We start from the raw sequence: 13,339 nt of genomic DNA on the forward strand, positions 1-13,339 counted from the left end.
CATGACCGACGCCGACCCGACCGGACCTGAGGACGACCCCCGCACCGATCCGGCAGCCGGGCCGGCCCCCGAATCGGCCCCCGAATCGGCCGACGAGGATCTGGTCTTCCTCGACGATGCCGCCCCGGAAGACATCTCCGAAGACGGCGCTGCCGCCGAGGAGGCGCCCGGCAGCCGCTGGACCATGCTGATCGTCGATGACGAGCCGGAGGTCCATGCGATCACCAAGCTCGTCCTGTCCGACTTCGCCTTCAAGGGCCGCAAGGCCCGCTTCCTGTCCGCCCATTCGGCGGCGGAGGCCCGGCGGATCCTGGCGCGCGAGCGCGACATCGCGCTGATCCTGCTCGACGTGGTGATGGAGACCGAGGATGCCGGCCTGCGGCTGGTCCACCACATCCGCGAAGAGCTGCAGAACCGCAACGTCCGCATCATCCTGCGCACCGGCCAGCCGGGACAGGCGCCGGAACGGGCGGTCATCCTCGATTACGACATCAACGACTACAAGGCGAAGACCCAGCTGACCGCCCAGCAGCTGTTCACCACCACGGTCGCGGCGCTCCGCTCCTACGAGGACATCGTGGCGATCGACGCCAACCGCCGCGGGCTGGAGAAGATCATCGAGGCGTCGTCGTCGCTGTTCCGCGCCCGCTCGATGAAGCTGTTCGCCGCCGGCGTGCTGACCCAGCTGTCGGGCCTGCTGGGGGTGGGGCCGGACGCCATCCTGTGCGTGCAGCGCGGCGGTGCCGGAACCCCGGGTAGCAGCAACCGGCCGGTCGAGGCCGCAACCGGCAACGGCCTCTATGTGCTGGCCGGATCGGGCCGGTTCGAGGATCTCATCAACGAACCCGCCGCCGGCCATGTCGATCCTACGGTGCTGGCCGCGGTGACCGCCTGCCTGGAAAAGCGGGCGCATGTCTTTGCCGGCGACCATTGCACCCTCTACATCCGCACGCCGAACGACCGGGAGACGGTGGTCTACCTGCGCTCCAACCGGCCGCTGTCGGAGTTGGACCGCAAGCTGATCGAAGTGTTCTGCGGCAAGATTTCCGTCGGTTTCGACAATCTGCACCATTACGAGCAGCTCTACCGCGCCCAGCAGGGCACGCTGGCGGCGCTGGCCGATCTGGCCGAGCGCGGCCGCGGCGCGCTGACCCCCGACGGGCCTGCCAGGGATGGGGCAGCCTGCACTGACATGGACGCGGCTGCTGCGGAGGATGACCGGTTCAGCCGGTCGCTGCGCATCGCCGCAATCACCGAACGGATCGCCCGCCGCCTGCATGCCGACGGTCTCTTCGCCGACACGTTGGACGACTCGACGCTGGAGATCATCGGCCTCGCGGCCATTCTGCACGACATCGGCAATGCGGCGGTGAACCCGGCGATCCTGTCCAAGCCCGGCCCGCTCGATGCGGCGGAGCGCCGCGCCATGCAGGCCCATACGGTGGCCGGTGCCAGCCTGCTGAACCAGGCGAGCCATCTGGCCGACGGCCCGACCCATCTTCATCTGGGGGCGGCGGTGGCACGCTGGCACCACGAGAATTGGGATGGGACCGGCTATCCCGACGGCCGCACCGGGGCGGCGATCCCGCTGTGCGCCCGCATCGTCGCCGTTGCCGACGCCTATGACGCCATGACGCGTGACCGGCCCTATCGTCCGGCGCTGGACCGCGATCACGCCGTGGATGAAATCCGCCGGCTGGCCGGCCTGCGGTTCGACCCGGCGGTGGTCGATGCCTTCCTCGCCGTGCTGCCGGAGGTCGACCTGCCCCGTTCCGCGGCAGGACCGGCTTCCTGACGTGCCTGTTGCGGCAACGTCGCCCTCACTCGGACTCCGTTGGTCCGACAGGCCGCAATCCTACCGGCTGCACAGCGCTTCGACCGCCTGGCGCAGCGGCCCGACCTGAACCGGCTTCAGCAGCAATTCGCAGCCCATGAGCTGGGCCTCGTCGCGGCGTTCGGGCGTGCTGTCGCCGGTCAGGATGATGGCCGGGATCTGCTGCCCGGTTTCGCTGCGGACACGCTCCACCACCTCGCGTCCGGTACGGCCGGCCGGCAGGTAATGGTCGGCGATGATCAGGTTCGGCACCCGGCCCAACCCACCCAGCTGTGCCTCCAGCGCGGCGGCGCTGAGCGCCTTCACCACCTCGTACCCCCAGCCGTCCAACAAAATCGCCAGCCCCTCGACGATCGAGCGGTCGTCGTCCACCACCAAGATGAGTGGCCTGCCGGACTCCGGTTTGGTTGCCTGACCGTCTGCTGGATCAACCATAGACTTCCCCCGCTTCGTCGCTTGCAGTGTGATGGGCATTCGACTTGCCAAGGCAATGCACGCATCGCCTGTGCCGTAATCGTGACATCGAACACATCGTGGGTCCACCGGGGGCGAACAATCCTGACCCCCAATCTTCCCACAGATCAACGTCCTGGCGTCAAACATTGAATTGAAACAATCAGCCTCAGGGTTTTCCCTTAGCGAATGCACTCGAGATTCATCAATCAGCAATTCATCATATGATTGCGCGGTGAGCTATCGTGAAGGAGCCTTTCGTGAATCCTTCAGGTAGGACAAACGAAAAGGGCCCCCGCCAAAGCGGAGGCCCTGTCTCTTACATAACGGTAATTTCAACCCTTGAGGGTTTTTCTCAAGCGCGAAGATTTCCTCCGGTCGCCTTGACCACCGCCGCGACGATTTTCTGACCGACGGCTTCGATCATCTCGTCGGTCAGGGTTGCGGTGGTCGGCTGGTAGGTGACCGACACGGCGACCGATTTGCGGCCTTCACCCACTCCCGGCCCTTCATAGACGTCGAAGACTGCGACATCTTTGACCAGCGCCTTGTCGGCACCCTTGACGGCACGAAGGATCTTGTCGGCCTCCACCTTGCGGTCGATGACAAAGGCGAAATCGCGCTCCACCGGCTGGAAGGCGGAGAGCTGGACCATCGGCTTGGCGGTGCCGCCCTTCTTCTTGGGCAGCGGCACGGCGTCCAGCATCACCTCAAAGCCGACGACCGGCCCCTTGACGCCCAGCGCGTCCAGCACCGACGGATGGATCTCGCCGAAGCGGGCCATCACGGTGGGCCCGAGTCGCAGCACGCCGGACCGGCCGGGATGGTACCAGCCCGGCGCATCGGCGGTGACCTGCAGGTTGGCGGACGGGGCGCCGACCGCCTCCAGCACCGCCAGCGCATCGGCCTTGGCGTCGAACACGTCGACCCCGCGGGCCTTCTCCGACCAATGGCGCGGCACCGCCGCACCGGCGCGGATGCCGGCGGCGACCGTATCCTGCCCGTCCGGCGCCGGGGTGCGGAAGGCCGCCCCGACCTCGAACAGGCGCACGTCGGCGAAACCGCGGTCGGCATTGCGGCCGGCGGCCTGGATCAGGTTGGGCAGGACCGACGGGCGCATGACGTCGAGATCGCTGCTGATCGGGTTGACCAGCCGCAGGCCGGGCTCGCCACCGCCAAACAGCGCGGCGACCGGGCCGGACAGGAAGGACCAGGTCACCGCCTCCGACAGGCCGCGGGCGGCCAGCGTGCGCTTGGCCAGCGCGACGCGGCGTTGCTTCAACGTCAGGGCCGGGCGGGTCAGCACCGTCTCGCGCGGCAGCGGCGTCGCCGGGATGGCGTCGAAGCCATGGACGCGCAGCACCTCCTCGACCAGATCGGCCTCGCCATGGACGTCGGCGCGCCAGGACGGAACGCCGACGACCAGACGGCCCTCGGCATCCTCGCCCTCAAGGGAGAAGCCAAGGTCGGTCAGGATCCGCTCCTGGCGCTCACGCGGCAGCTCGACGCCGCCCAGCGCGGCGACGCGGCCCGGACGCAGAGTCAGCGTGCGCCTCCACTCCGGCTCGGCCCCCGCCGTCACGATCTCCGACACCTCGCCGCCGCACAGATCGAGGATCAGGCGGGTTGCCCGCTCGATCCCCTCGACCACCGCGGCGGGATCGACGCCACGCTCCAGCCGGTAGCGGGCGTCCGATTCCACCCCCAGCCGGCGGCCGGTCTGCGCGGTGCGGACGGTGTCGAAAATCGCGGCTTCGAGGAAGACGTTGGTCGTCTCCTCGGTGCAGCCGGACGTCTCGCCGCCGATGATGCCGCCGAGCGCCTCGGCCCGCTCATGGTCGGCGATCACCGTCATCGCCGGGTCGAGCGGGTACTCCTTGCCGTTCAGCGCCGCCAGGGTCTCGCCCTCGCGCGCCAGCCGGACCACAATGCCACCCTTCACCTTGTCGGCATCGAAGGCATGCAGCGGGCGGGACACGTCGAAGGTGATGTAGTTGGTGATGTCGACCAGGATGGAGATCGGACGCAGGCCGATGGCGGTCAGCTTGTCCTGCAGCCACTGCGGCGACGGGCCGTTCTTCACCCCGCGGAAGTAGCGGCCGACATAATAGGGGCAGGCGTCCAGCGACTCGATCTCGACCCCGATCGGGCTCTTGAAGGAACCGGGAACCGGGGTGGCGTTCAACCGCCCCTCGGTCAGCGGCTTCAACGTGCCCATGCCGGCGGCGGCGAGGTCGCGGGCGATGCCGCGCACGCCGGCGCAGTCGGCGCGGTCGGGCGTCAGGTTGATGTCGATGACCGGATCGTTCAGCCCGGCATAGTCGGCGAAGGCGGCACCGATGGGCGCGTCGTCCGGCAGCTCGATGATGCCCTCATGCTCGTCCGACAGCTTCAGCTCGCGCTTGGAGCACATCATGCCGTTCGACTCGACGCCGCGGATGACGCCCTTCTTCAGCGTGATGTCGGAACCGGGGACATAGGTCCCTTCCGGCGCGAAGACGCCCTTCATGCCGGCGCGCGCATTCGGGGCGCCGCAGACCACCTGCAGGGTGCCGGCGCCGGTATCGACCATCAGTACGCGCAGCTTGTCGGCGTCCGGGTGCTTTTCGGCCGAGACGACATGGGCGACGCGGAAGGGCGCCAGCTCCTTCGACCGGTCTTGGATGCCTTCGACCTCGAGCCCGAGGGCGGTCAGCTTTTCCGTGATCTGGTCGAGCGAGGCGTCGGTCTCCAGATGGTCCTTCAGCCAGGACAGCGTGAACTTCATGGGTCCGGCTCCTTAGCGCGTCAGGCCGTGGGCGATGTTGGGAATGTCGAGGGCGGCGAAGCCGTAATGCTTCAGCCAGCGCAGGTCGGCTTCGAAGAAGGTGCGCAGGTCGGGGATGCCGTATTTCAGCATCGCCACGCGCTCCACCCCCATGCCGAAGGCGAAGCCCTGGTACCGGGTGCTGTCGATGCCGCAGGCTTCCAGCACGTTCGGGTGGACCATGCCGCAGCCGAGGATCTCCAGCCAGTCGCCATAATTGCCCAGCTTCAGCTCGCCGCCCTTGCGGGAGCAGCCGATATCGACTTCCGCCGACGGTTCGGTGAAGGGGAAGAAGCTGGGGCGGAAGCGCAGCGGCAAATCGTCCACGTCGAAGAAGGCGCGGCAGAACTCCACGAGGCAGCCTTTCAGGTGCCCCATGTTGGTCGCCTCGTCGATGACCAGCCCCTCGATCTGGTGGAACATCGGGGTGTGGGTCATGTCGTAGTCGGAGCGGTAGGTGCGCCCCGGCGCGATGATGCGGATCGGCGGCTTGTTGTTCAGCATGGTGCGGACCTGCACCGGGCTGGTGTGGGTGCGCAGCAGCATCTTCTTATCGCCGGCATCCGGCAGATAGAAGGTGTCGTGCATGTCGCGCGCCGGGTGGCCGGGCGGGAAGTTCAGGGCGGTGAAGTTGTGGAAATCGTCCTCGATGTCCGGCCCTTCGGCGACCGAGAAGCCCATCTCGGCGAAGATGGCGATCATCTCGTCCATCGTCTGGCTGATCGGGTGGATGCGTCCCTCGGTCTCCGGGCGGACCGGCAGGGTGACGTCGACCCGTTCGGCCTCCAGCCGGGCCTTCAGGTGGGCGGCGGCGAGGTCGGCCTTGCGCGCGTCGATGGCGGCGGCGATCTCGTCCTTCAGCGCGTTCAGCGCCTGACCGCGCTCCTTGCGCTCGTCCGGCGTGAGATTCCCCAGCTCCTTCATGAAGCCGGTGATGCGCCCCTTCTTGCCGAGCGCGGAGACCCGCACCTCGTCCAGCGCCGAGAGGTCGGCGGCGGCGTTGACCTGCGACAGAAGTTCGTCTTTCAGCGCGTCGAGCATGGCGGTTCCCGGCAAGCGTGGGGAAGAAAACGGTGCAAAAAGAAAAAGGGAGCCGGCCCAGCGGCCCGGCTCCCTTCTCTTACAACTGACGCCGTGACGGCAAGCGTTCCCTTGAGTTCGGGGAACGCGAGGCGCGTTACGCGGCGGCCTTGGAGGCGAGCGCGGCCTGGGCCTGGTCCACCAAGGTCTTAAAGGCCTCCGGCTCGCGCGCGGCCAGATCGGACAGGACCTTGCGGTCGATCTCGATGCCGGCCAGCTTGATGCCGTTGATGAAGCGCGAGTAGGTCAGGCCGTACTGACGGACGCCGGCGTTGATGCGCTGGATCCACAGGCCGCGGAAATCGCGCTTCTTGTTGCGGCGGTCGCGGTAGGCATAACGAAGCGCCTTCTCGACCTTCTCGACCGCAATGCGGAAATTCTTGGAGTTGCGACCCCGGTAGCCCTTGGCGAGCTTCAGGATTTTGCGGTGACGGGCGTGCGTCGTGACGCCGCGCTTAACACGAGCCATGGTTCAGTCCTTCCGAAATTCTAGATGTGCCGAGATCAGGCGTTGCGCAGCCAGTTCTTCAGCACCGTGCGGGCGTTGGAGTCGCACAGGGTCATCATGCCGCGCGCGTTGCGCTTCATGTTCGGGGACTTCTGTTCCAGGCAGTGGCGCTTGTAGGCGGCCTGAGCGCGGACCTTACCCGTGGCGGTCACCTTGAAGCGCTTCTTGGCGCCGCTCTTCGTCTTCAGCTTGGGCATTTTCGTTTCCTGGGTGGAAATGAGGCGGAATTCCAACGGACGGGTGGGCATGCCCTGAGCCTTCCGGCCCAGCCTCGCCGCCCGTGGAAGGCTGCGCTTATACGCGCGGGGACGGCTGGATGCAAGGGGGATGTGGGAGTGGGTCGCGGGATGAGCGGCAAGACTTAGGATCGGGAGCCGCATGGTTTGCCGGACATCCTCCTCCTCGACCCGCACTCATGTTAGGATTTAGCACCTACCCATTTTGCGGGAGCAGCAGATGGAACATCGGCCGAAAACTGTTTCACCCTGTTCCATCCCCCACCGGGTCGCCGGCCCACCGCCCAACCGCACCCCGTGGAACAGACACGCAAAACTGTTCCACGCCGTTCCATCGCAGACACCTCCCGGCCGGCGCCCCCATCCGCCCTACGCCATTCGCCGCAGCGCCTTCCGCATTGCACGCCCCCGCTGGCGCATGGCCCCTGCCCGCGCTATCTTCCCGGCCATGAGCGACCGCATCCCCGACCCGCAAAAACCCGCGTCCGGTGCCGAAGGCAACTGGTTCGGCTTCACCCCCGTCGATCCGTCCGCCAAGTCCGGGCTGGTCCGCGCCGTCTTCGACAGCGTGGCGACCAACTACGACCTGATGAACGACCTGATGTCGGGCGGCATCCATCGGCTGTGGAAGGACACGCTGATGGAGATGGTGGCGCCGAAGCCGGACATGACCCTGCTCGACGTGGCGGGCGGCACCGGCGACATCGCCTTCCGCTTCCTCAAGAAGGGCGGCGGCGCCGCGGTGGTCTGCGACATCACCGAGGCGATGGTGCGGGTCGGGCGCGACCGCGCCGTCGACCGCAACATCCTGTCCGGCGTGCAATGGACGGTCGGCGACGCGGAACGGCTGCCCATCGCCCCGCGCTCGGTCGACGCCTACACCATCGCCTTCGGCCTGCGCAACGTCACCCGCATCGACGAGGCGATCAGGGAGGCCCACCGGGTCCTGAAGCCCGGCGGCAAGTTCTACTGCCTGGAATTCAGCCACGTCGTGCTGCCGGTGCTGCGCGAGCTGTACGACGTCTATTCCTTCCAGGTGCTGCCCTTCATGGGCCGCGTGGTGGCGAAGGACGAGGCGAGCTACCGCTATCTGGCCGAGAGCATCCGCCGCTTCCCGCAGCAGGCCGATCTGGCCAGGCGGATCGAGGCGGCCGGCTTCGGTGCCGTGCGGGTGCGCAACCTGTCGGGCGGCATCGCCGCCATCCATTCCGGCTGGCGGATTTAAGCTCCCGTGTTCCGCATCCTGCGCAACCTGATCCGGATGGCCGTCATCGGCCGGACGGTCGCCCGTCACGACGCCCTGCCCACCAGCCTGCTCGGCACCGCCCCCGGCCTGCTCTGGCTGTGGCGCCGGGTCGCCCGCAAGGGCGTGCCCGGCCGCGAGGGCGAACGGCTGGCCCGCGCGCTGGCCGAACTCGGCCCCACCTACATCAAGCTGGGCCAGCTGCTCTCCACCCGCTCCGATCTGGTCGGCGAGCGGATGGCGGTCGATCTGGCCGAGTTGCAGGACAAGCTGCCGCCCTTCCCCGCCCATCAGGCCCGCGCCATCATCGAGGCGGAGTTCGGCCAGCCGGTCCAGGCGCTGTTCCAGAGCTTCGACGACAAGCCGGTCGCCGCCGCCTCCATCGCCCAGGTCCATTTCGCCGTCACCGCCGACGGGCAGGAGGTGGCGGTCAAGGTGTTGCGCCCGGGCATCGAGCAGGCCTTCGAGCGCGACATCGACCTGTTCTACCGGCTGGCGGCGCTCGCCCAATGGGTCCTGCCCAGGCTGAAGCGGCTGCGCCTGACCGAAATCGTCGACACCTTCGCCCGCACTTCGCGGCTGGAAATGGATCTGCGGATGGAGGCGGCCGCCGCGTCGGAGCTGGCGTCGAACTTCAAGGACGACGTCACCTTCAACGTGCCGAAGGTCGATTGGGAGCGCACCGGCGGCCGGGTGCTGACGCTGGAGCGCATCCGCGGCTTCAAGGTGGACGAGCCTGCCCGCATCTCCGCCGCCGGCTTCGACCGCGACGAGATCCTGGCGATGGCCTCGGCCAGCTTCTTCAACCAGGTCTTCCGCGACGGTTTCTTCCACGCCGACCTGCATCCCGGCAACCTGTTCATCAATGAACAGGGCACCATCACCGCCGTCGATTTCGGCATCATGGGCCGGCTGGACCGCGAGACGCGCTACTACCTCGCCGACATGCTGATCGGCTTCCTGACCGGCGATTACCGCCGGGTCGCCGTCGTGCATTTCGAGGCCGGCTACGTGCCGCGCCACCAGTCCATCGAGATCTTCACCCAGGCCTGCCGCGCCATCGGCGAGCCGTTGCAGAACAAGCCGCTGGCCGACATCTCGGTCGGCCGGCTGCTGGCCCAGCTGTTCGCCGTCACCGAACAGTTCGAGATGGAAACCCAGCCACAACTGCTCCTTCTTCAGAAGAGCATGCTGACGGCGGAGGGCGTCGGCCGGTTGCTGAATCCCAACATCAACATGTGGGAGCTGGCCCGGCCGCTGATCGAGGAGTGGATGCGCGAGAACCGCGGACCGGAGGCGCAGTTCATCAACGATGCCGGCGCCATCCTGTCCACCGTCCGCCGCATCCCCGCCCTGGTCAGCGAGGCAGAGCGGGTGACACGCGACATTTCGGAAGGCGGCGTGCGCCTGCACCCGCAGACCGTCCGCCAGATGCTGAACGGCTGGGAAACCCGCCGCCGCTCGGACCGCGCCGCCCTGTGGGTGATCGCGGCCCTGCTGGCGGTGATCGCCGTCCAGATGCTGTAAGGGCCGGGACGGCGCCAAAGGGTCTTAATAACCCCGGCTGCGGTCCACCAGATTGGGGATCGGCCGGCCTTCGCGGAGCGCCGTCACCGCGGTGCCCACCTGCCCGGCGCAGAGCGACGGGTGGGTGACCCCGGCGACATGGGGGGTGACGCGGACCTTCGGATGGCGCCAGAGCGGATGGTCCGCCGGCAGCGGCTCCGTCGCGAAGACATCCAGGCTGGCACCGCGCAGATGCCCGCTCTCCAGCGCATCCAGCAGGTCCGACTCGACCAGATGCCCGCCACGTGCGGCGTTGACGACCACCGCCCCCTTGGGCAGGGCGGCGAACAGCCGGGCATTCATGATGCCGCGGGTCTCGTCGGTCAGCGGCAGCAGGCAGACCAGCACATCGCACTGCGGCAGCATCGCCGCCAGCCCGTCGGGACCGGAGAAGCTCTCCACCCCCTCGATGCTCTTGGGGCTGCGGCTCCAGCCCATCAGCCGGTATTCCAGCGTCCGCAGCGTGCGGGCCGACGCCGCCCCCAGCTCGCCCATCCCCAGGAAACCGACGGTCACCTCGGACGCCGGACGATGGTCCAGTTGCTCCCACCGCGTCTCGGCCTGGAGGGCGGCGTAGCGGTCCATCAGCCGGTGCCAATAGAGTACCTGGAAGACGACGTAGCCGGCCATGTCCGCCGTCAGCCCGTCCGCCACCATGCGCACCAGCGGCACGTCCGGCAGGGTCGGATCCAGCAGGATCGGCTCCACCCCGGCGCCGAGCGACACGATCAGCTTCAGGTTGGGCAGGGTCGCCAGCATGCCGGCCGGCGGCTTCCAAACCACGGCGACCTCGATGTCGGCGACATCGCCGGTCTCGGGCCAGACGCGCATCTCCAGCCCGGGAAGATGGCGGGCGATTTCCCGGCGCCAATCCTCGGCGCTGTCGCTGGCGGAGCAGAACAGAAGCGTCACGGCCGAACCCCTGCTATCTAGATTGCTGTTGGGGTGCGAACGATAGCGCCTTTCCCGAACTCCGCAAGGAAGCAAGCCCGTGCCACGCCTGATCCTGCTGAACAAGCCCTATGGCGTGCTGCCGCAATTCACCGACGACCAGGGCCGCCCAACCCTGGCGGAGCTGGTGCCGGTGAAGGGCGTCTATGCCGCCGGCCGACTCGACCGCGACAGCGAGGGGCTGCTGGCGCTGAGCGACGACGGCCCGCTGATCGCCCGCATCGCCTCGCCGGCCAACAAGATGCCGAAGACCTACTGGGTGCAGGTGGAAGGCGTGCCGACCGACGAGGCGCTGGAGGCGCTGCGCCGCGGCGTCACGCTGAAGGACGGCCCGACCCTGCCGGCCGAGGTGCGGCGGATGGAGGAGCCGGAGTCGCTGTGGCCGCGCGACCCGCCGGTGCGCTACCGCGCCGCCATCCCCACCAGCTGGATCGCGCTCACCATCCGCGAGGGGCGCAATCGGCAGGTCCGCCGCATGACGGCGGCCGTCGGCTTCCCCACCCTGCGGCTGATCCGCTGGGCCATCGGCGACTGGACGCTGGACGGGCTGGCACCGGGGCAGTGGCGGGAGGTCCCCCAACCGCCCGCGACACCCGACAAGGGGCCAAAGACCCCGGCACCAACCGGTAAGCGCGGCCCGGTCAAGCCGCGCCGAACAGCTGCTCCTCGCTCAGCGCCATCACGCTCGTGGAGCCGTTGACGACGGTCGCCCGCAGCGCCGCCGCCTTCGGCAGCACATGGGTGGCGAAGAAGCGGGCGGTCAGCGGCTTGGCCGACAGGAAGGCGGTGTCGGCATCGCGCTGCGCCAGCCGCTCCGCCGCCACCTTGGCGGCGCGGGCCAGTTGCCAGCCGCCGGCGACCACGCCCATCAGCTCCAGCAGAGTCACCGACGCCGCGGCCGGCAGGCGCGGGTCCTGCTTCGCCGCGGTCAGCACCCAGGCCACCGCCTGCCTAGCCTCTTGCACCGCGGCGGTCAGCTCCGCCCCGGTGACGCGCAACGCCTCGTCCGCATGTCCGGACAGCTCGCCGCCCAGCGCCGCGATCTCGTCCAGCAGCCCGTTGGCCGTCGCCCCGCCGTCGCGCAGGAGCTTGCGGTTGATCAGGTCGTTGGCCTGTATGGCGGTCGTGCCCTCGTAGATCGTGGTGATACGGGCATCGCGCAGGTGCTGGGCGGCCCCCGTCTCCTCGATGAAGCCCATGCCGCCATGAACCTGCACGCCGTCCGACGCCAGCTGCTGGCCGGTCTCGGTGCACCAGCCCTTGGCGATGGGCGTCAGCAGATCGACCAGCAGGGCGGCGCGGGCACGGGTGGCCTCGTCGGCATGGTGGTGCGCCACGTCCACCGCGGCGGCGGCGGTGTAGAGGATGCCGCGCATCGCCTCGATCCGCGCCTTCATGCCCATCAGCAGGCGGCGGACATCGGGATGATTGACGATGCCCTTCGACTGGCCCTCGGCCCAGCCCAGCGGCTTGCCCTGCACGCGGTCGCGGGCATAGGCCAGCGCCTGCTGATAGGCACGCTCGGCGATCGACAGGCCCTGCATGGCGACGTTCAGCCGGGCATGGTTCATCATGGCGAACATGTATTCCAGGCCGCGGTTCGGCTCGCCCACCAGGAAGCCGGTCGCCCCGCCTTCATCGCCGAAGGACAGCACGGCGGTCGGGCTGCCATGGATGCCCAGCTTGTGCTCCAGCGACACGCACTTCACCTGATTGCGGGCGCCCAGGCTGCCGTCCGGATTGACCAGGAACTTCGGCACGACGAACAGGCTGATGCCCTTCACGCCCGGAGGCGCGTCGGGCAAGCGGGCAAGCACCAGATGGACGATGTTCTCCGTCAGGTCATGGTCGCCGTAGGTGATGAAGATCTTCTGCCCGGTGACGAGGTGATGGTCGCCGCTCGGCACCGCGCGCGACCGCGTGGCGGCAAGGTCGCTGCCCGCCTGCGGCTCCGTGATGTTCATGGTGCCGGTCCACTCGCCCGAGATCATCTTGGGCAAATAGAGGTCCTTGAGCGCGTCCGAGCCATAGAGCTGAACCGCGTTCACCGCCCCCTGCGTCAGCATCGGGCAGAGCGCGAAGGCCATGTTGGCGGAATGCCACATCTCCTGCACCGCGGTGTTCAGCAGGTTGGGCAGCCCCATGCCGCCGCGCGCCGGGTCGAAGGGCAGCCCGTTCCAGCCGCCCTCGACCAGCGCCTGCCATGCCGTCCCCCAGCCCTCCGCCGTGCGGGCGATGCCGTCGGCATCGAGCCGGGCGCCCTGGACGTCGCCGATGCGGTTCAGCGGCGCCAGGACATTCTCGGCGATCTTCGCCGCTTCGCCCAGGATGCTGTCCACCATGTCGGGGCTGGCATCCTCGAAACCCGGCAGAGCCGCCACGTCGGCCATGCCGGCGAGGTGGTCGAGGACGAAGCGGATCTCTTTCAGCGGCGGGGTGTAGGGGATCGCGGCGGCGGCCATGGGGGACCTCTTCGGGTAAACGGGGAAATCAACGGTGTCAGACGGCCTGCTGCAACTCCGGCAAGGCCTTGAACAGGTCGGCGACGAGGCCGTAGTCGGCGACCTGGAAGATCGGCGCCTCCTCGTCCTTGTTGATGGCGACGATCACCTTGCTGTCCTTCATGCCGGCCAGATGCTGGATCGCTCCCGAGATGCCGACG

Annotated in this window: 11 protein-coding genes and 1 pseudogene; 4 read left to right on the forward strand and 8 right to left on the reverse strand. The window is 68.3% G+C overall.

The window, feature by feature from the left end; all coding sequences use genetic code 11:
- The first annotated feature begins 1 nt into the window (after position 1).
- A complete protein-coding gene (locus TSH64_RS22975; protein ID WP_109448535.1) occupies positions 2 to 1,795 on the forward strand; it encodes a DUF3369 domain-containing protein in 1,794 nt (597 codons plus the stop codon).
- 60 nt (positions 1,796 to 1,855) lie between these two features.
- On the opposite strand, the gene TSH64_RS22980 is transcribed toward TSH64_RS22975, so the two are convergent.
- From TSH64_RS22980 to rpmI, 5 genes are all read right to left on the reverse strand, one after another.
- On the reverse strand, positions 1,856 to 2,209 hold the full coding sequence (locus TSH64_RS22980) for a response regulator (protein WP_247873383.1): 354 nt from the start codon (positions 2,207 to 2,209) through the stop codon (positions 1,856 to 1,858).
- Positions 2,210 to 2,642: 433 nt separating this feature from the next.
- The gene (gene pheT, locus TSH64_RS22985; protein ID WP_109448539.1) at positions 2,643 to 5,054 is read right to left on the reverse strand and encodes a phenylalanine--tRNA ligase subunit beta; all 2,412 of its coding nucleotides are present in this window, start codon (positions 5,052 to 5,054) and stop codon (positions 2,643 to 2,645) included.
- A 12-nt stretch (positions 5,055 to 5,066) separates the two neighbouring features.
- Positions 5,067 to 6,134, reverse strand: a complete 1,068-nt coding sequence (gene pheS, locus TSH64_RS22990; protein WP_109448541.1) for a phenylalanine--tRNA ligase subunit alpha — start codon at positions 6,132 to 6,134, stop codon at positions 5,067 to 5,069.
- Positions 6,135 to 6,270: 136 nt separating this feature from the next.
- Entirely contained in the window at positions 6,271 to 6,642 is a 372-nt protein-coding gene (gene rplT, locus TSH64_RS22995; RefSeq protein WP_098740681.1) for a 50S ribosomal protein L20, read from the reverse strand.
- Between the two features lie 35 nt (positions 6,643 to 6,677).
- Positions 6,678 to 6,878, reverse strand: a complete 201-nt coding sequence (rpmI, locus tag TSH64_RS23000; RefSeq protein WP_012975158.1) for a 50S ribosomal protein L35 — start codon at positions 6,876 to 6,878, stop codon at positions 6,678 to 6,680.
- A gap of 487 nt (positions 6,879 to 7,365) precedes the next feature.
- Between rpmI and TSH64_RS23005 the strand changes: the two genes are divergently transcribed.
- Positions 7,366 to 8,142 (forward strand): class I SAM-dependent methyltransferase, encoded by a 777-nt coding sequence (locus tag TSH64_RS23005; RefSeq protein WP_109448543.1) that lies wholly within the window; start codon positions 7,366 to 7,368, stop codon positions 8,140 to 8,142.
- Between the two features lie 6 nt (positions 8,143 to 8,148).
- Positions 8,149 to 9,687, forward strand: a complete 1,539-nt coding sequence (gene ubiB, locus TSH64_RS23010) for a 2-polyprenylphenol 6-hydroxylase (protein WP_109448545.1) — start codon at positions 8,149 to 8,151, stop codon at positions 9,685 to 9,687.
- A gap of 24 nt (positions 9,688 to 9,711) precedes the next feature.
- Here ubiB and TSH64_RS23015 read toward each other — a convergent pair whose 3' ends face one another.
- Entirely contained in the window at positions 9,712 to 10,638 is a 927-nt protein-coding gene (locus TSH64_RS23015) for a glyoxylate/hydroxypyruvate reductase A (RefSeq protein WP_109448547.1), read from the reverse strand.
- Between the two features lie 79 nt (positions 10,639 to 10,717).
- On the opposite strand from TSH64_RS23015, the gene TSH64_RS23020 reads away from it, so the two are divergent.
- A complete protein-coding gene (locus TSH64_RS23020) occupies positions 10,718 to 11,377 on the forward strand; it encodes a pseudouridine synthase (protein ID WP_109448549.1) in 660 nt (219 codons plus the stop codon).
- On the opposite strand, the gene TSH64_RS23025 is transcribed toward TSH64_RS23020, so the two are convergent.
- The gene (locus TSH64_RS23025) at positions 11,319 to 13,139 is read right to left on the reverse strand and encodes an acyl-CoA dehydrogenase C-terminal domain-containing protein (protein WP_109448551.1); all 1,821 of its coding nucleotides are present in this window, start codon (positions 13,137 to 13,139) and stop codon (positions 11,319 to 11,321) included. The genes TSH64_RS23020 and TSH64_RS23025 overlap by 59 nt on opposite strands.
- 37 nt (positions 13,140 to 13,176) lie before the next feature.
- Positions 13,177 to 13,339, reverse strand: a pseudogene (locus TSH64_RS23030) (electron transfer flavoprotein subunit alpha/FixB family protein); the annotation flags it as partial.

It is taken from the genome of Azospirillum sp. TSH64 (assembly GCF_003116035.1).
In the GTDB taxonomy this organism is placed as follows: Bacteria; Pseudomonadota; Alphaproteobacteria; order Azospirillales; family Azospirillaceae; genus Azospirillum.

Bases quoted from the DNA above. Each gene is read 5' to 3' on its own strand.
- TSH64_RS22975 (WP_109448535.1), top strand. From the start codon at position 2: ATGACCGACGCCGACCCGACCGGACCTGAGGACGACCCCCGCACCGAT.
- pheT (WP_109448539.1), bottom strand. From the start codon at position 5,054: ATGAAGTTCACGCTGTCCTGGCTGAAGGACCATCTGGAGACCGACGCC.
- pheS (WP_109448541.1), bottom strand. From the start codon at position 6,134: ATGCTCGACGCGCTGAAAGACGAACTTCTGTCGCAGGTCAACGCCGCC.
- rplT (WP_098740681.1), bottom strand. From the start codon at position 6,642: ATGGCTCGTGTTAAGCGCGGCGTCACGACGCACGCCCGTCACCGCAAA.
- rpmI (WP_012975158.1), bottom strand. From the start codon at position 6,878: ATGCCCAAGCTGAAGACGAAGAGCGGCGCCAAGAAGCGCTTCAAGGTG.
- TSH64_RS23005 (WP_109448543.1), top strand. From the start codon at position 7,366: ATGAGCGACCGCATCCCCGACCCGCAAAAACCCGCGTCCGGTGCCGAA.
- TSH64_RS23025 (WP_109448551.1), bottom strand. From the start codon at position 13,139: ATGGCCGCCGCCGCGATCCCCTACACCCCGCCGCTGAAAGAGATCCGC.